We start from the raw sequence: 17,222 nt of genomic DNA, 5'->3' as shown, positions 1-17,222 counted from the left end.
CAACCGGGCCACAAGGGACCTCGATAATACGGCCGAGACTGATGCGAAGCGGACATCGGCGAATTCAAGACGCGTGGACACCCGTTGAACAGAGTGGACACTCAGATCACGCCGTCAACGATTTTGCTACAGCTCTCGCATGTTCAATGAACAATTGCGCCAACGGACCTGGAGTCCGGCTTTTCACAGTGAGAATCGCGATCGCATAGTGCGTAGTAGGAATTCTTGAAGGCAAAATTGTCAAACCCACGCGTCGGGAACTGAACTTGGCAATCGAGTTTGGCAGAATGCCAACAAATTTACCTGTCGCGATAAGTGTAGTGGTCAGTTGAATCGACAGGGTCGCGATCCCGGGTCGCGGCGATTTCAATCCGCTGGCAGCAAAGATTCCCGAGATAATCCCGCCGGGCGTGCTGTCTTGCGGAGGAAGCACCCAGGACTCGTCCATCAAATCGGCAAGTTCGACGCGGCGCCGTCGTGCCCACTGGCTATTCGCGCCTGCGACTGCGACAAACGGCTCCTGCACCAGAGGCTCGAAAGTCAGGTCATCCTCGACAAAAGGATCGGGCAGTCGCCCGACCAGAAGTTCGACCTTGCGCTCACGAAGCGAGTTGAATTCGGACAGCGCTACGTCGGCATGGATCACCCGCAACTGCACGCGCGGGTGCTGTTGCAGGAGGCGTTCGGAAATCGCAGGCATGATGCCGGCGTTCATGATTTCGGGACAACCCACCACTAGTTCGCCCGACGTCGGATCGCTGAGGAATTCGATCTGCTTCAGTCCCTGCCGCATCTCGTCGAAGACGTTAACGCCGCATTTGAGCAGAGCCGCCCCGTAGCTGGTTACTTCCACCCCCTGCGAGGAGCGATCGAACAACTTCACCCCGAGGGTATGCTCGAGATCGGAGATGGTCTTGGACACGACGGGATGGGAGATCGCGAGCTTCTGTGATGCTTTCGCCATGCTGCCCGATTCCGCTACCGCAAGCACCACGTGAAGGTCACGCAGCTTGATGCGGCGGCCGATCCGATCCGACCAATCCATTTTGGTCCCCTTAGTCTACGGGCTACAAGGATGTCGCAAAATCGAACTTTCAGACTACAGCTTGGAATGCCAATATTTCAACCCGCAGTCGGCGACAAATCCCGACCGGAGGCGCGCCGATCCTGATGATGGAGGCCAGCCATGCCAAGGAACTTCATTCTTTCGGCTGCCGTGCTCGCAGCCTCAATCGCCGCCGTCGGCAGCGCCGGCGCGCAGGGCACCGTGAAGATCGGGATGGTCATGCCGATGACCGGACCCCTGGCTGCGGCAGGGCAACAGGTGCTCGCGGGCGCGCGCCTCTACATCAAGCAGCACGGCGAGACAGTAGCCGGAAAGCGGGTCGAGCTCATCGTCAGGGACGACGCCTCGTCTGGCGAAACCGGCAAGCGCCTGATTCAAGAACTCGTCGTTAACGACAAGGTCGACGTGATCGGGGGCGGCCTCACCGCCGATCTAATGCCCAGCGCACCGCTGCTCACTGAAGCGCAGAAGCCCACGGTGATTATGATTTCAAGCACCACGGCAGTGGTCGAGAAGTCGCGCTTCTTCGTACGCACAAGCTGCACGCTGGCGCAATCCTCGGCCATCCTCGCAGACTGGGCGGCGAAGAAAGGGCTCGGCAAGGCGGTGACGCTGGTTACTGAATTCGCGCCCGGGCTCGAGGCAGAGGAAGCCTTCACCAACAACTACAAGGCGGCCGGCGGCCAGATCGCCGAGGCAATCCGCGTACCGCTCCGCAGCCCCGACTTCGCGCCGTTCCTGCAGCGTGTCAAGGACGCCTCCCCGCAGGCGCTGTTCGTGTTCATTCCCTCGACCCAGGCCGCTGTTTTCGCCAGGCAGTTCGTGGAGCGTGGCCTCGACAAGGCCGGCATCGCCTTGATCGGCCCCGGCGACCTCACCGACGACGAAACACTGCAAAACATGGGCGACGCCGTGTTGGGTACGGTCACCGCGCATTTCTATTCCGCGGCCCACCCTTCCGCCTTGAACAAGGCGTTCACGGAAGCTTATCAGAAGGAAGCGAGGGTGCGCGCGAACTTCATGGTGGTCTCCGGCTACGATGGGATGCACCTGATCTATGCCGCTCTGGATAAGACGGCTGGTTCGACCGACGGCACGGCCCTGGTTGCCGCGATGAAGGGTATGACATGGGAAAGCCCGCGCGGTCCCATCTCGATCGACGGCAAGAGCGGCGAGGTCATGCATAACATCTACATCCGCAGGGTCGAGAAGGTGAATGGCGAACTCCGCAATGCCGAGTTCGAGACCTTCAACAACGTCAGGGATCCACGCGTAGCAGCAAAATGAGACCTATGCAGGTCATCATCGCCGGAGGCGGCATCGGCGGGCTGAGCCTTGCGCTCAGCCTGCATCAGGCTGGAATACGCGTCCGCATCTACGAAACCGTGCGTGATCCCTTGGCGCTCGGCGTCGGCATCAATCTGCAGCCAACGGCGGTGCGCGAGCTGACTGAGCTTGATTCGGCAGTTCGCTTGCACAGACCGGGATCACCACGCAGCGCCTGAACCTTTGCAACAAGTTGGGGCAATTGATCTATAGTGAGCCGAGGGGGGCTGGCGGCGGGATACCGCTGGCCGCAAATCTCCATTCATCGCGGAGAGTTGCAACTTATGTTGCTTCGGGCGGCGCGCGAGCGGATCGGTGACGGAAATGTTCGCACGGGAGCAAAACTTAGGACCTTCGAGCAACGCTGCGGGAGTGTGCAGGCTCGTTTCAGCGACGGGGACTCTGGTTCGGACCTAATTGAAGAGGCGGATATCCTCGTTGGCGCCGACGGCATCCATTCCGCCGTGCGGAGCCAGCTTTATCCTCAAGAAGGAGAGCCTCGCTTCGCGCATCAAATCCTGTGGCGTGCTGCGGTCGAGGCCGAACCGTTCCTCGACGGACAAACTATGGTTATCGCCGGGCATTTCGATCAGCGAATTATCGTCTATCCGATCGGCAGGGTAGCGGGAGGAAAATTGCTGACCAACTGGATCTGTCAAATGACGGTGCCAGATCAGGCGCAATTGCCGGAAAACTGGAATCGATGCGTCGAAAAGAAAAAGGTGCTTTCGGCATTCGAGCGGTGGCGATTTCCTTGGCTCGACCTGCCGACGCTTATCGAACGATCGTCTAGCATCTACGAATTTCCACTCGTCGATCGCGACCCAGTTCCAGCTTGGTCGTTCGGCTGCGTCACGCTCCTTGGCGACGCGGCACATCCAATGCAGCCGGCCGGTGGGCAGGCGGGCTCGCAGGCGATCCTAGATGCTCGGGCCCTCGCGCGCGCCCTGATCGAGACTGACGATTACATCGCAGCTCTGAAACGCTACGACGCAGAGCGTCGGCCGACGATGAATGACATCATCTTGCGAAATCGGAATCTCGGACCTGAGGCCGCAATGCAGCTCGTAGAAGAGCGAGCACCGAACGGCTTTGCACGCGTTGAAGACGTGATCTCTCAACATGAACTTGACGTTATCGTGAAGTCCTTCTCCGCGGCCGCGGGCCTGGATGTCCAAACAGTCAATCATCGGCCGTCGTATCTCGTCTCCTCGGCAAGAAACATTCCGACGTCTGCTATTTGATGCGGAGATGTCCGTTTTGGATCCAAATAGCGACCTTCGATTCATCGAATGGGGCCTGAGTGTCATTCGGCCTGCAAAATTTGCAAGCCGATTGACGCCTGAGTACGCCTCCTGTTCCAGTGTCCTCGAAATCAGTCTCGTAGCCAAGCGCTCCGTGGACCAGCCGAACGTAGTCCCGGAAGTCCCCGTCGCTCCAACCACCAGGAATTTGGACGTGGCCGGCGCATTGATCAATCGACCTCCGCGATCAGCGATCAGGCCTAACGACTTGAGGGATGCAAGCAGCGTGACAAGCCGGTTCTCGGAAATCCGGGGTCGCCCTCGCCAGGGCCGGCACCTGCTCGATCCCGCCCTCGAAGCGTGAACAGATCGAAATCGATTGCAGCAAAGAGCGCCTTCGACGCCATGAAGCCGTAGGTGATGGCGGAAATATCGCGCACGTCCTCGATCGGCTTGATCGGCTCCGATGAACTCGCCATGGGATCACCTCACCTTAAGTACAATTCGACCTGCGACCGATCGATTTTCGATCGCACTCATCGCCTCGGCCGCCCGCTCCAAGGGCAACACGCGATCAACGTGGGGACGCAGCTTTCCTTCACTGACCCATTGCAAGATCTTGTCTGCGGCGCGTGAACTCTTATCCGGAAAGCGGTCGGCCCAGGCGCCGGTGAAGACGTCAAGGATGGAATAGTTCTTCAGCAGAGGAAGATTCATGGGGAGAGACGGCACCTCTCCACCGGCCAAGCCGACCGGCAATAGCTTTCCATTCCAACGCATAAGTTGAGCCAGAGTGCCAAACAGCCCGCCACCCACATTGTCGACGCAGACGTCAATTCCTTCGCCTCCGGTAAGCTCCTTGACCCGGTCGCGCACGTCCTCGCTGGAATAGTTGATTGACTGCTTCGGCTCCGTACTCGCGGACGATCGCTGTCTTGGCGGCGCTACCGACAGCACCAATGACGCGGGCACCGAGCATGGGGGCCATTACGATGCAGGCAAGCCCCACACCGCCGGCCGCGCCCGTCACCAGGACAGTTTCGCCCGGTTCAACGCGAGCGCGAGGCTGCCCGCCTCACGCGAGAAATGCAGCCATGTTGACCTTTATTGAGTGCGCGATCCGATGAACCTTTGCAAGATTTGCGGGACCCACAGTGAACAGTTTCACATTTTGCGTCCGGCGCCGGGGCTAAGGCAGTTGCGGAATTCGCCCGAAGCAGAGCCCCTGCCTTCCGATTATCAGGAAGCTAGACTGACACATTTGTTGAAAATTCCGGAATTTGAGCTGATCGGAGTAATTTCAAGGGAGGTTTCCTATGGATTATTTTGCTGAGGATTCCGCTCACGTTACCAATGCCTTTTCCCTGAACGAATTTACTACGAGCGATCCCGAAGACAGGATTACTCGCAAGCGTTGGGCGAAGCGCGTGCTGGCCTTCTACGCCTGCTTGTTCCTGGCTGGCGCGACCGCGATTGGTGTCTACCAGAGCACGACCACGTCAGTCGGCATGGAACAACATGCCACCTTGGGCACCGATCTTCGATCGAACCACTAACATCTGTCACAAGTGAGGGGCCATTCGTCCCCATCTCAACGCGCCTATCGAGCGCCAAACTCGGAGGATCCAATTATGGCAACCATTGGCTATTCTCACACCGCGTCCTCGGTGCAGGCGAGACGAGACTATGACGGATGGATCATTGCTGGTTATGGTGCTCTCTTGGGAGTGATCGCGCTTGCCGCGCTCTATCTTACGTCAGGCGGTCCGGGAAACGGCGAGGCGGCCCTTGTCCTGATGGTGGCTATGCCTTGATTTGACGGCGCACGATGCGAGGGCTTCTCATTCTCCTCGTAGCGTTTTCGCTTATGGTGGCCGCACGAGGTCAGCATGAAGCAGCTTTCGTGCGCGCCCGACGTCGTCTATGCCGCCGGTCAACGCGCCCTAGGTCGGCGCTTTCACCTTTCGCCCGCCTGACATAGTCGCAACTGGACCCGCCGCAACATTGGTGACGGGGGCGCCGTCACCGCGGTTCGTCTGTCAGCCTCCCGGGCTGTCAGTCATGATGTAGCCCATCAGGTCGCCCACGTTGTGCTCCAAATCCCGGATGATGTTTTTTACGACGTCTCCAATCGAGATCACGCCTACGACCTTGCCTGCATGCAGCACTGGCAGATGGCGAAAACGGCGCTCAGCCATCATTGCCATGCAGTCTTTCAGCCGGTCGTCCGGGTTGACCGTGACCGGCTTGCCCGTCATCGCTTGGTCCACCGGCGTCTGCTTCGCATCGAGCCCGGGCAGCAGCACTTTGATCGCGCAGTCACCCTGGGTCACGATACCGACCAGCACGTCGTCGTCGATGACCAACACCGACCGGACCCGGTTGTCCCGCATCTTGCGCAAGGCTTCGATGACCATGTCGCTGGAACGTACATGGATTAGGGTGCCGCTCTTCTGCGCCAGCGCGCTTTTTACCGTGCTCATTGAACTGCCCTCGTGGGTCTTTGTCCTGCCCATTTGATGGCCCGCATTGAAGGATAGTCGAAATGACTTGCCTCGTCAGCACCGCGATGCCGCAAAGACCTTGAATGGGTGGAGCAGGGTACCACAAGGTTCCAGCGGTCTAAGCACGTGCACCCGTTCAAGGGCTGTTATGGGTCAAGACCCAAAGCCCCTGCCAGACTGAACCACTTCCGGTCTGCCTTCCGAGACATCTCGCCGGAATGCTGCATGACCAAGAAACAGCGCCCACATCCTTGGCTGATCTGCTGCGCAAGCAGCCTCGCACAACGCTCGCAGGCCCATTGAACCGCAGCAGCTGGCGATTTCTGGTTTCTCTCGTCAATGACGGGATTTCCGACATGCCGGATTCGGCATCTTCGTGGCCGTCTGCTAGAATGAAAAAATGGGCGGCCGATGAGAAGAATGCGATGGACCTGCGGCAACACTCGACCATCTGCAAATGATGCTGGCAAAATCTGCACCTCCCAGTGGTTTTACGTGGCCCCTTAGCGATCCCCTTTCGCGTTCTCGGCCTCCGACCAAGCCGGATGAATCCCAACACCTGCACCTTTTGCGAACTCGCCTTTACGCGAATCATGAAAGCCCGCAACGTCACGATCGATGCAACCGTGCTCTTCGCGGACCTGCGCGGGTATACGGCAGCGTCTCAGTCAGTGACATCGCGCGAGATCTCTACAACCCTTGATGCTTTCTACGATGAATGCGCCGAAGCAATCTGGCAGCATGACGGTTTGCTGAACAAGACGATTGGTGATGCCATCATGGCGGTCTTCAATTTTCCAATCAGACAAGAAGGTCATGCAGCGCAGGCGGTCCAAGCCGCCCGACAGATGCAGCAACGCTGGCGCGGCCGGCACGCGGACCTCGTGGGTGGACTCGGCTTAGATGAAGGAAGCCTGAGCATTGGCATCGGCATCAGCAGCGGCGATGTCAGCTTTGGTGAGTTCGGTCACTCGCATCGGGACCTTACCGCGATCGGCACGGTGGTAAATACCGCCGCTCGCGCGCAATCTGCTGCCCGTGGAGGACAGATACTGGTCACGAAATCTGTTCGCGATCGGTGTCCAAAGGGCATCGTCCAAAGCGAGGGAACCAGATACAGCTTAAAGGGGCTCGGGGCGCCCATCGAACTGTACGATGCCGGGACATTGGAAGGTCTGGCATCCGACCCGGTCAAAAGCTACCCCGACGGTCCCTAAACCCGGCTTCCGGTCTGCCCCTGTCAACAGACATCAATCGACCGGCTCGGCTCGCCTGTGTCGGGCCGCAAGCGGAATTGCAAGCTGGCACAAATCACCGGTTGAACTCTGCGAACGCTCGTGCGTTAATACGACATCACCGGTCAAAGCTGCGTCCGTAGGCGTTCGGTGCCTGAGAGACCCATAGTGCTCCCGCCTATCACGGATAGGGAGCCCATCATGCCCCATCGTAAGCTGATCGCGCGCTTGCAGGCGGTGGCCGGTCTATTCGAGCAAGATCAAGCCAAGCTCGCGCGCATGCCGTACAAGCTCAAGACGTTGAGCAATGGCGAGCTTGTCGTGCGCCAAGGAGACCGCCCTAAAAGCTCGGTCGTCGTGATGAGTGGATTTCTCGCGCGTCAGAGGATAATCTCGGACCGCAACCAGATCTCTTCGTTCTATATCGCCGGTGATATGCCAGATTTGCATACGCTACACTTGCCGGTTATGGACCATGAGCTTTGCAGCGTTGGCAACTCGACAGTCGCTTGCGTGCCTCACGCTCATCTCAGAGAAATTATGAGTGTCTCACCTGCGATCACGCAGGCGTTTTGGCGCGAGACGCTGATCCATGCTGCCGTGTATCGCGAATGGGTTGAAAATCTTGGATCGCGCCAAGCCTTAGGAAGAATTGCGCATCTCCTTTGCGAAATTGCCGGTCGATTGGAGCTCGTCGGCGCCCTCGACCATGGCAGCAGCTTTCATCTCCCCTTGACACAACAGAACGTTGCCGATGCATGCGGGCTGTCAGTTGTCCATGTCAACAGGACGCTTCAGGAGCTTAGAGAGCAAGGGCTGATTGAGTGGCAGAATCATGTGGTGCAACTCCGCAACCGCACCGCGCTTGAAGACGTGGCTGAGTTCGACCGCGACTATCTTCGTGCGCTGGAGACAGCCCGTTCACCAATTTGCAGTGTGGACGTTGGAACCTCAGGGAGCAGTTGCGGTCGAATGTAATGACACGACCTCAGGGGCGAACAGAACAACGTCGCGCTGATCACGGCCGCTCACGGCTGACCACCTAAATCTCCGAGTTGGGTCAACGTGCGAAGAACTCAACGTGAGCAAATCTGGTCCGCCAGCGGACCTAAACGAGATGCGCCGCTACTTCGCTGATGGGCCATTTCCGGACTCATGCACCATAGAACAGGCCGCCTATTCAATCACTTCGTCTGCGAGCGCCGTTAGCGGCGCTGGAATTTCAAGTCCTATCGATTTTGCGGTCTTCAAGTTGATAACGAATTGGTAGCGTGTCGGCTGCTCAACCGGGAGGGCGGCTGGCTTCGCTCCCTTGAGGATAAGATCGACCATCGCCGCGGCACGCTCGAAGGATCTGCGTGTGTCGGCTCCATATGACATCAAACCCCCGTCGCGAACGATTGTGTCCGCCTCATAGATTGCGGGCAGACGATGCTCGGCGGCATAGTCGATCACGCGCTTTCGGTTAAGCAAGGTAAGCGAATCAGAAACCATCAGGATAGCGTCAGGCGGATCGCGCGTCATCGCCGCGAAGGCTTCATTGAAATCGTCGGGTTCCCGCACGCCAAGCGGCTGAACAGTAATTCCAACCCCCTTCGCGGCGCTTGCGGAAGTCTCATAACGCATCGACATTCCGAGATCGTCCTTGTTCCAGAGCATCGCTACCCGGCGAAGCTTTGGCAACAGGGCTGCCAGCAACGAGAGCCGTTTGGTGGATAGTATCGATGCGTCATCGGCTATTCCGGTCACGTTGCCGCCCGGCCGCGCGAGACTTTCGACCAGTCCGGTCTTGACCGGATCGCCGGAGCCGGACGCCAGCACAGTTGGGACGCCCGATGCCTTGGCGGCGGCAGCGGCTGGGTAGCTGATGGTGACCACAACGTCCGCTCCCGCCGCCTTCAGCTCCTGCATTAACTGCGGCACCCGCTCAAGCTTGCCCGACGCACCACGCGCTTCGTGGATCAGATTCTGTCCAAGCACATAGCCACGTTTCGCCAGCCCGTCGAAGAGAACCGCACCACGATCCGCCTTAGGAGAGATCGGAGGGCCCGCAGTGAGCGTCCCTACGCGATAAACCTTTGCGGTCTGGGCAAGCGCCCCCAACGGCCAAGCCGCAGCCGCTTTCCCTGTAAGCGCGATGAAGTCTCGTCGTCGCATTTCTAATCCCGCCCGATGCTGCCAACCGGAGCGTAAGAAATTTTAAGCTCAGGTCCAAGTGGTGTGATGTCTGAGTTGGGTCAAAAGCGTCGCTCTGACACCCCGCCGCTCACTACCAGTTTAGTCGGGTGACGGGACGAGCTCAGGCTCGCTTGCCGCTTCGCGGATGGGCCAATATCGGACTCGTGCACCGCAGCAAGAGCTGCCGCTATTCGATTACCTCGTCGGCGCGAGCGATGATTGCTGGCGGGATAGCGAGACCGAGCGTCTTGGCCGTTCTAAGGTTGATCGCGAGTTCAAATTTCTCAGGTTGAACCACTGGCAAATCGGCTGGCTTTTCTCCCTTTAGAATGCGACCGACGTACACTCCCGATAAGCGGTATCCTTCCGACAGGTTTGCCCCATAACTTACGAGTCCTCCTGCGCCTACATACTCGCGCCACGGATAGACGCCTGCCATGGCGTAGCGCGCTGCGAGCGAGACGACCTGCTGACGATGATCATTGAAGAGCGCATCCGCACCCACCAGAACCCCGGCAATGTCACGTTTTGCCAACGTGGCGAAGGCCGCCTCGATCGAAGGCCCGTTATCTGTACGAAGAACCACTAGTGCGCGGCCTAATTTCTTTGCCGCCGCAAGCAAATCATGCTCTTCGGCTTCGACCCCCGGGTCGATTGGTATTTACCAGCGCGCCGATGAGCCGCGGGGTCGAGGTCAGCTCGCTCAGCAGTTCAAGCCGCTTGGCATCGAGTTCGATAGTCAACCCGGCCTTGCCGGTGACATTGCCTCCGGGGCGATTGAGACTTGCCACCAAGCCGCTTTTTACCGGGTCGGAGACAGCTGCGAAAACAATCGGGATCGTGTTGGTCGCCGACTTGGCCGCGAGCGCCGCCACTGGACCACCGGCGGTCGCGATGACTGCAACTGATCTGCTGACTAGCTCGGAGGCCAATGCCGACAAGCGGTCGTATTGGTCATCCGCCCCGCGGTATAGGATGTTTAGGTTCTCGCCTTCCACGAAGCCCGCCTCCTTCAGCCCACGCCGAAGACCGTCCGATTGATCATCACGCAATTTGGCTGGGCCGCTGCTGAGGACGCCGATCAATGGCAAGAACTGCTGCGCTCGAACTGCTCTTGGCCGTGCGGCCACCGCTCCGCTCAAGAGCGCCATGAATTCGCGACCTCGCATGCTTCCCTCGCATGTCAGGGTTAGCGCCGTAACAAATTAGCACACTCGATTGGCTGGCACGAGCTAGGTCATGTCCGTGCTGGGTCACAAGCGGCGGTCGGGGACAGCGCCAGCCGTGTCCGGTCCACCTCAAGCGGCCGACCTTGCAGCCTCGGGTGTCGTCTTCGCCTCCGGGCCGACGTTGTAGGCAATCGGGTTGAGGAGGAAGTCGGCGGTGACGCGAGTTGGGCCTCGATGTTGGGTCTTTACTCGCCTCGTGTTAGACATCGCCTGACCGACCAGGGAGAACAGCCCATGACCGCCGAGTTCGATGAAGACCGCTTCAATATGGCTATCCGTAAATTTCTGAAGCATGTCGGAGTTACATCGCAGCGTGAAATTGAGAACCTAGTGCGTAGCGGGGCCGTGAAAGGTGGCAAGCTCAAACTGCGAATGACCCTGTCCGCTGAGGGGACGGCGCTGAAACATGTAGTCGAGGAAACAATCGCACTCTGACGATCTCCCGGCTGCCCCGGCATTGCCGCCCTCTTGGTGGAGCATTCAATCCTGTTGATTTCCGTCAACGACTGCTTTGGTAGAGTCGAGGATGGGCGCGGTAGCTTGGGGCCTATGGCCAACGCCCCGTTTCCCATCCCCGCTCATCAAACCGGACGTGCCGATTTCCGGCATCCGGCTTTCCGACCGGCTTCACCGCAATGCACGCGACGGGACCGCTTTGGGCAGGCGTTGAAGGCACAGAACGCCGAGTTCTCGATGAATGACATCGAACGTGAATCGGCGATTGCCGCGCCCTTGCACTTTGTGTCTTCGCGCGAGGAACCTGCGCAGCGTTCAGAGACGTATTGATCGACGCTACGGTATGCCTTGCTCCGCGAACCGTAGCCAAAGTAGTTGGACCAGCCTCGCAGAGACCTGTTCAGCTTGTCACATACTTCCGGCCATGGATCGATATTGCTCGGCACCAGTAGATCGCTGATCTTTGTCTTGAGCCGTTGCACACTCTTCTTGGACGGGCTCGCACCCAGATACCAATTCCCGTTCGCCTCAAACCGATGCGCGCCGAACGAGTAGCCGAGGAAGTCGAAGCGTTCCTCTCGGGCGTTTCTCAACGAAGTTTTCGCCTCGTTGATCGTCAACCCGAGCTTGGTCATCACCACCTTCGTCCACGCCAATGCCTCCGCCGCGCGGCCGCGGCTGAGGATAACGAAGTCGTCGGCATAGGAGACGACGTGAGCACGGAACGTGTCGCCGCTTTCAGTCAAACGCCAATGCTTCAGGAACCGATTCATGTAGATGTTGGCCAGCAGTGGACTTGCGACGCCGCCTTGCGGCGTGCCGCGCGTGTTTCGCTTGCCACCACTCATGCGCCGGGTCCCGTCGGCGTCCCGTTCCTCGATCGGCGCCCTCAGCCACATCTTGATGAGGCGCAGGACGTTTCGATCCACCACACGCCGGGCTACTGACTTTATCAGCTCGGAATGCGGTATCGTATCGAAGTACTTGGACAAATCGGCATCAACTACGTCAGCATAGCCCCGGCATAAATGCCGGTGCACTTCCTTGACCGCGTCCACCGCCCCGCGAGCGGGTCGGTAGCCGTAGGCATTGTCCTCGAAGTCAGCCTCGAAGAACGGCTCGATCACCATCTTGGCAGCAGTCTGAATCACACGATCACGAATGGTCGGAATGCCGAGCGGACGCTCGCCACCATTCGCTTTGGGGATCATCACCCGCCGCACCGGATCAGGTCGGTATGTTTTCGAGACCAGTTCCTCGCGCAAGCCCGCCAACCATGCTTCCAGGCCCTGCTCCTCGATCTGAGCAAACGTGATCCCATCCACACCCGGTGCACCCGCATTAACTCGGGCGAGCCGATAGGCGTGGACCAGGATGTCCTCGCGACAGATCTTGTCGTAGAGCAGATAGAAGCGGAAGGTGGGCTCCGCCTTCGCTTTGCAGTAGAGCTTTCTCTGAAGGCTCCGGATCTTATCAGGCGTTGTCAGGCTCATCACCAATCACCTTCACCTCACCATCTTCAAAAGCACACCAGAAGTCGGGGCCCTTTGCTCCGCCGGCATTACCCGGCATCAACGCTCCTACTGCCCCGTCCGACTCCCGCCATGACCACCGCCTGATGCGATGCTGAGGCCGCTACCCTCGTCCGCGACGGGTCTCCCCCTGTAACTACGAACCACCCTACCGACGTGCCGTACCCACTACCCCGGCGGATCGCGTGGGTGCGCGTGTCGATTGCTTCCCCACACGTGCGGCCTTCCCCAAATGACCGGAGGGTCGGCATCCGCATTAGAACTTTCGAGGCCTGCTCGGGCTTCACTTTGTTACGGCCCATCGGATCGCTCAGCAGCCCAAGGCCGCCTTTGTCGCAGGGCTCCGACCCGATCAGTTACCTGACCGAGCCGCCTGCCAGCTTCCGGACCAATCGACAATTATCCGGGTGAGACCCTCCCTCACTGTAGTTCGCGCCCTCGGGGCGCACGGTCATTCGCGTCGATTTGCTCGGGTCTTCCCGATCTCCGGTCTGGCCTCAACTGCCGACGTGCCGGACACGATGGCGATCTTCGCCTTGGGGCCAATTTCGGAAGTGAGAGCGTGCTCAGCCCATGGGAAGTCCAGCGACGCGGAGGGCAGCAGTATCAGCATCGAGCCGAGCCGTATCGCGCCGAAACTGGGTTTTCAGCCATGAAGTGATCGTAAAGTTCCGACGGACGGCCAACAAACGCTGGGCCATCTGCTTCGCTTCGTCCGCTTGACCGTTCTCCTGATAGACGATTACGAGATCGGCAAGGCCAAAACCGGGGTGTCGGGCGTCATAGGCATTAAAAGCGGCAATCGCTTCCTCAATTCGACCCGACAGGCGATAAGCGTTCCCGAGAATGCCGAAATAAAAGGCTGGATGGTTTGGATTAAGGGCCATCGCCCTTTCGATCAGTATTAGCGCCTCTTCCGGATATCCTGATGATGCGAGAACGAAACTGGCAAGTTCCCCCACGTCCGCAGAGCCAGGCGCCAATTGTACTGATCTCTTGGCACTGACCACGGCTTCTTCATAGCGCCCCTGCGCGAGTAACAGGACGCTTGATGTCCTGTAAGCGTCGGCATTGCTAGGCTCAAGTTCGAGCGCCTTGTCTGTATAGGTGCGCGCCTTGCCGAGGGCTGTTTCGCGGTCATCCCACCAGCTGAAGCGGGCGTCCAAGCAGTGCATGAAGCCCAGCATTGCGTTGAGCGCGGCCGAGGTCGGGTCAAGCGCAAGCGCCTTTTCCCAATAAAGCCGCGCAGGGCCCATATTCTCTTTGGTCGCTGGCCCGCGGTAGTGAGACAACCCCTGCACCCAATATGTCCAAGCCTCGACGTTTTTGGTCGTTGTGTAATGCAGCCGCGCCTGTTCGCCCTCCGTGAGTTTGACTTGCATCTCGGTTGCCAGGACAAGTGTGATTTCGTCCTGGATGGCAAAAATATCGTCGATAGCGCGGTCGTACCGTTCCGCCCAGAGATGCGTCCCGTCTTTTGCATCTATTAGCTGCGCAGTGATCCGGACGCGATTGCCGCTCTTGCGAACGCTGCCCTCTAGGATATATCGCACGCCAAGTTGCTTCGCCGCCTCGCGCACATCGACTGAACGCCCCTTGTAGACGAAGCTGGAATTGCGCGCGATCACCCTTAATCCCGGAAGCTTCGACAAAGTCGTAATGATGTCCTCGACCAAGCCGTCGCAGAAATGATCCTGCTCGAGGTCTCCACTCATATTTTGGAATGGTAAGACGGCGATCGACGGCGGGTCGGTTGATGGCAACGGTGCGGCGGCGGGCTCAGCAGCGCGGTCTTCATCAAGTTTCGCGCGATAGACGCGAACGGGCCGTGCAATGTTTTTCAGATTGTGCTCGCCGCCATCCACAAAGTGGGCCGCCACTTTGCCCTGCACCTGCCGCCAAGCATCCTCCGACAGCGAGATTCCCCCAGGCTCGGCGACGCCTTCGATCCGCGCCGCTATGTTGACGCTGTCGCCAAGGATATCGTCGCCTTCGATGATGATGTCGCCGACGTTGATGCCGATGCGGAATTGGATCGGCGCGGCTTTGGTGCCACGGGCGTCGTGCTCCCGAAGCTGCCTTTGGATTTCGATGGCGCAGGTGACGGCATCCACGGCGCTCGCGAATTCCACCAGCGCGCCGTCGCCCATGAGCTTGACGATCCGGCCTGAATGGGCAGCGATCGCCGGGTCGATCAGTTCACGCCTCAAGGCATTCAGACGCGAGAGAGTACCCGCCTCATCAATGCCCATGAGGCGCGAGTAGCCGACCACATCGGCTGAGAGGATTGCTGCGAGCCTCCTTTGGAGGCGCTCTTCGGCCATTCAGATCGCCCTCGGGAAAGCACCGACCGATACGACTTTATGGCTCAGCGGCCGAGGTGTCTATCGCGGCGCCAACGACCGGTTCGGGTCAAAAGCGTCGCTCTGGCGCTGAGCGGCAAACTTCCGCTTTACTCCCATCAAGCGACAGAAAGTTGCACCGCGCCAACGGAAGCGATGGGCCGACAGCAGAAGGGCGGCCCTTCGATCACCCGCAAGCGTGGATCTGGACTGCTAGGAAACATGCAATCTTTACGTGTAAAGCGCTAGTATTCAGTTCCGTGAGAGAAAGGCGTGGGATGAAGCGTAAGCAGACAATCGCCCTAATCGTGGTCATCTCGGCCATTATTGCCAATTATGCGCCGCTGTTAGACCGGCATGCCGAGCAAGATAATTGCACGTTTGGCCCGGTGTCGAACGCCGACTATCGCGCGTATCTGGGACGGGCCAAATCCCTGCTGCCGTTTCCGATGCTGGACGACAAGGCTCTTGCCCTAAGGCTTGATCGTTTGTTCGATGACTTGAGCACTGGCGAAGCAAACATCTATTCGCGGCTTGCGATCATGCATGCCACACTTCGGGCCATTGGCGCGGAATACCGAAATACGGGCGGCACCGATGTTGATCGTGGAAAATCCGATCCTTACGTCAAGGCCGCGAGCACGAGTTTGACCGTCTCGTTTAATTATGCGCTGGACGTCAACAGGCTCTGGATGTTCATGCCTTGGCCGCGCAACGCATGGATCATTGGGAGCCTCGCTGGTCCGCGCTACGACCGACAGCTCGGCCCGTTGTACCCCAAGCGTCCGGGTGGCATCCGCTTCATCGTTTGGGGCCCCAATATCTTCGAACGTTCACTTGACGATGCAATAAGGTCAGAAGGGCATTGCCCGCCCGTTCCCCCTGCGGCATTGGCTGACAGCTTTTCTTTCGGGCTCGAATAGCCCGTATCGACGTGGATTACCCATGCGCCGAGACCGGCGGCTGGAGATGAGGTCAGCTACGGATGTACCGCCGAAACCGACTCAAAGAATTTTGGGAAAAGCACCGATTTGGGTGCGCCTCATTCGATCACTCTGTCGGCGCGAACCAAAACACTGTCCGGAAGGCTCAAGCCCAAAGCCCCGGCCGTTTTTAAGTTGAGCACCAGCTCAAACATAACCGGTTGCTCAACCGGAAGGTCGGCCGGATCGGCACCTCTCATGATCTTGTCGCAATATTGCGCGGCGGTGCGATACATAGCGTCGAGCTTGGCCGTGTAACTCATCAGACCGCCCAGGGGGCCATAGACAGCGGAATGGTACATCGCCGGTAGCCGGAATTGGGCCGCAAAAGTCACAATTGAGGGCCGAGTAGCATCGCCGAGCACGAGAAATGCGGCGCAGCCCTGCTTCTTCATGGTCTCAAACGCTGGCTCTAGATCCTCTGGCGCTGGCGCCATCGTTCGAACGGCTGTCAGGGCCTGGTTGCTCAAGGCGCGTTCGGCCAGTTCAAATTGCCAAGCATGCGATGGGTTGTTCGACATGAGCACGCCAATCCGGCTTGCGGTCGGCACAATCGCGCGGAAGAGTTCGGCGGTCTTTCCCATCAAATCATCGGTCATGCTCGATATGCCCGTGATATTGCCGCCGGGCTTCGCAAGGCTTTTGACGAAGCCGAGGCCGATCGGGTTGATGCTCGGTGCCATTATGATGGGGATAAGCGATGTTGCCTTCTGCGCAGCGACAATGGCGGGGGTCAGGATGGCAACAAAGACGTCTGGTCGAAGCGCAACGAGTTCGCTCGCCAAAGCTGGTAGCCTGTCCAGCTTACCCTCGGCGCTTCTATCGTCGATTGTAAGGTCCTTACCTTCTACGTAGCCCAGTGTCCGCATCTCCGCGCGGAACACATCGAACACTGCCTTGTCAGGCGGGTTGGCGAGCGAACCCGGATAAAGGTAGGCGATACGCCACACCTTCTTGGCCTGCTGTTGCGCGTTCGCAAATATCGGCCACCCTATCGTGGCACTAGCGGCAAGCGAAATGAAGTTGCGTCGTAACATTGAATTGCATGGGTTTGCGGTTCAAGCGGAGGTCGCCATTCTCTGCAATTTTGGCAATTTGTACAGATGTTCCTGTCTAGTGTAGCTCCA

18 protein-coding genes and 1 pseudogene are annotated in these 17,222 nt (G+C 58.8%); 9 read left to right on the top strand and 10 right to left on the bottom strand.

From position 1 onward, the window contains the following. Positions 1 to 106 precede the first annotated feature (106 nt). On the bottom strand, positions 107 to 1,045 hold the full coding sequence (locus tag AB8Z38_RS29350; RefSeq protein ID WP_369721147.1) for a LysR family transcriptional regulator: 939 nt from the start codon (positions 1,043 to 1,045) through the stop codon (positions 107 to 109). 141 nt (positions 1,046 to 1,186) lie between these two features. On the opposite strand from AB8Z38_RS29350, the gene AB8Z38_RS29345 reads away from it, so the two are divergent. Together AB8Z38_RS29345 and AB8Z38_RS29340 are read left to right on the top strand one after the other, a co-directional pair. Further along, positions 1,187 to 2,353, top strand: coding sequence for an ABC transporter substrate-binding protein (locus AB8Z38_RS29345; protein WP_369721146.1), 1,167 nt, complete (start codon positions 1,187 to 1,189; stop codon positions 2,351 to 2,353). After that, positions 2,350 to 3,636, top strand: a pseudogene (locus AB8Z38_RS29340) (FAD-dependent monooxygenase). Before AB8Z38_RS29345 ends, AB8Z38_RS29340 begins: the two are co-directional and overlap by 4 nt. Positions 3,637 to 3,896: 260 nt before the next feature. Here AB8Z38_RS29340 and AB8Z38_RS29335 read toward each other — a convergent pair. Further along, positions 3,897 to 4,115, bottom strand: a complete 219-nt coding sequence (locus AB8Z38_RS29335; RefSeq protein ID WP_369721145.1) for a hypothetical protein — start codon at positions 4,113 to 4,115, stop codon at positions 3,897 to 3,899. A gap of 4 nt (positions 4,116 to 4,119) precedes the next feature. Further along, on the bottom strand, positions 4,120 to 4,593 hold the full coding sequence (locus tag AB8Z38_RS29330; RefSeq protein ID WP_369726637.1) for a zinc-binding dehydrogenase: 474 nt from the start codon (positions 4,591 to 4,593) through the stop codon (positions 4,120 to 4,122). Between the two features lie 359 nt (positions 4,594 to 4,952). Between AB8Z38_RS29330 and AB8Z38_RS29325 the strand changes: the two genes are divergently transcribed. Together AB8Z38_RS29325 and AB8Z38_RS29320 are read left to right on the top strand one after the other, a co-directional pair. After that, a complete protein-coding gene (locus tag AB8Z38_RS29325; protein WP_369721144.1) occupies positions 4,953 to 5,192 on the top strand; it encodes a hypothetical protein in 240 nt (79 codons plus the stop codon). A gap of 75 nt (positions 5,193 to 5,267) precedes the next feature. Further along, positions 5,268 to 5,450, top strand: a complete 183-nt coding sequence (locus AB8Z38_RS29320; protein WP_369721143.1) for a hypothetical protein — start codon at positions 5,268 to 5,270, stop codon at positions 5,448 to 5,450. A 225-nt stretch (positions 5,451 to 5,675) separates the two neighbouring features. On the opposite strand, the gene AB8Z38_RS29315 is transcribed toward AB8Z38_RS29320, so the two are convergent. After that, the gene (locus AB8Z38_RS29315) at positions 5,676 to 6,119 is read right to left on the bottom strand and encodes a CBS domain-containing protein (RefSeq protein WP_369721142.1); all 444 of its coding nucleotides are present in this window, start codon (positions 6,117 to 6,119) and stop codon (positions 5,676 to 5,678) included. Between the two features lie 272 nt (positions 6,120 to 6,391). On the opposite strand from AB8Z38_RS29315, the gene AB8Z38_RS29310 reads away from it, so the two are divergent. From AB8Z38_RS29310 to AB8Z38_RS29300, 3 genes are all read left to right on the top strand, one after another. Then, on the top strand, positions 6,392 to 6,601 hold the full coding sequence (locus tag AB8Z38_RS29310; protein WP_369721141.1) for a hypothetical protein: 210 nt from the start codon (positions 6,392 to 6,394) through the stop codon (positions 6,599 to 6,601). An 84-nt stretch (positions 6,602 to 6,685) separates the two neighbouring features. Further along, positions 6,686 to 7,357: an adenylate/guanylate cyclase domain-containing protein gene (locus AB8Z38_RS29305; protein WP_369721140.1), complete on the top strand. Its 672-nt coding sequence runs from the start codon at positions 6,686 to 6,688 to the stop codon at positions 7,355 to 7,357. A gap of 219 nt (positions 7,358 to 7,576) precedes the next feature. Then, positions 7,577 to 8,353 carry a Crp/Fnr family transcriptional regulator gene (locus tag AB8Z38_RS29300; RefSeq protein ID WP_369721139.1) on the top strand — a complete coding sequence of 259 codons (777 nt, stop codon included), beginning with the start codon at positions 7,577 to 7,579 and terminating at the stop codon, positions 8,351 to 8,353. A 198-nt stretch (positions 8,354 to 8,551) separates the two neighbouring features. Here the strand turns inward: AB8Z38_RS29300 and AB8Z38_RS29295 are convergent, their stop codons facing one another. The 3 genes from AB8Z38_RS29295 to AB8Z38_RS29285 form a co-directional block, all read right to left on the bottom strand. Further along, the gene (locus tag AB8Z38_RS29295; protein ID WP_369721137.1) at positions 8,552 to 9,532 is read right to left on the bottom strand and encodes an ABC transporter substrate-binding protein; all 981 of its coding nucleotides are present in this window, start codon (positions 9,530 to 9,532) and stop codon (positions 8,552 to 8,554) included. Positions 9,533 to 9,740: 208 nt separating this feature from the next. After that, positions 9,741 to 10,175 (bottom strand): ABC transporter substrate binding protein, encoded by a 435-nt coding sequence (locus AB8Z38_RS29290; protein ID WP_369721136.1) that lies wholly within the window; start codon positions 10,173 to 10,175, stop codon positions 9,741 to 9,743. 1 nt (position 10,176) lies between these two features. Further along, positions 10,177 to 10,722: an ABC transporter substrate binding protein gene (locus AB8Z38_RS29285; protein WP_369721135.1), complete on the bottom strand. Its 546-nt coding sequence runs from the start codon at positions 10,720 to 10,722 to the stop codon at positions 10,177 to 10,179. 294 nt (positions 10,723 to 11,016) lie between these two features. Between AB8Z38_RS29285 and AB8Z38_RS29280 the strand changes: the two genes are divergently transcribed. Next, on the top strand, positions 11,017 to 11,217 hold the full coding sequence (locus AB8Z38_RS29280) for a DUF6494 family protein (RefSeq protein ID WP_007595394.1): 201 nt from the start codon (positions 11,017 to 11,019) through the stop codon (positions 11,215 to 11,217). Positions 11,218 to 11,363: 146 nt separating this feature from the next. Here the strand turns inward: AB8Z38_RS29280 and ltrA are convergent, their stop codons facing one another. Together ltrA and AB8Z38_RS29270 are read right to left on the bottom strand one after the other, a co-directional pair. Next, entirely contained in the window at positions 11,364 to 12,731 is a 1,368-nt protein-coding gene (gene ltrA, locus AB8Z38_RS29275) for a group II intron reverse transcriptase/maturase (protein WP_369721134.1), read from the bottom strand. A 605-nt stretch (positions 12,732 to 13,336) separates the two neighbouring features. Continuing rightward, positions 13,337 to 15,094, bottom strand: a complete 1,758-nt coding sequence (locus AB8Z38_RS29270; protein ID WP_369721133.1) for an adenylate/guanylate cyclase domain-containing protein — start codon at positions 15,092 to 15,094, stop codon at positions 13,337 to 13,339. 296 nt (positions 15,095 to 15,390) lie between these two features. On the opposite strand from AB8Z38_RS29270, the gene AB8Z38_RS29265 reads away from it, so the two are divergent. Then, on the top strand, positions 15,391 to 16,035 hold the full coding sequence (locus AB8Z38_RS29265) for a hypothetical protein (protein WP_369721132.1): 645 nt from the start codon (positions 15,391 to 15,393) through the stop codon (positions 16,033 to 16,035). A gap of 119 nt (positions 16,036 to 16,154) precedes the next feature. Here AB8Z38_RS29265 and AB8Z38_RS29260 read toward each other — a convergent pair whose 3' ends face one another. Further along, entirely contained in the window at positions 16,155 to 17,132 is a 978-nt protein-coding gene (locus AB8Z38_RS29260) for an ABC transporter substrate-binding protein (RefSeq protein WP_369721131.1), read from the bottom strand. Positions 17,133 to 17,222: the final 90 nt, after the last annotated feature.

The sequence above is a fragment of the Bradyrhizobium sp. LLZ17 genome, assembly GCF_041200145.1.
Classification (GTDB): Bacteria; Pseudomonadota; Alphaproteobacteria; order Rhizobiales; family Xanthobacteraceae; genus Bradyrhizobium.
Note: the sequence above shows the minus strand (reverse complement) of the source record. Positions and strands in the feature narration are given on the sequence as shown.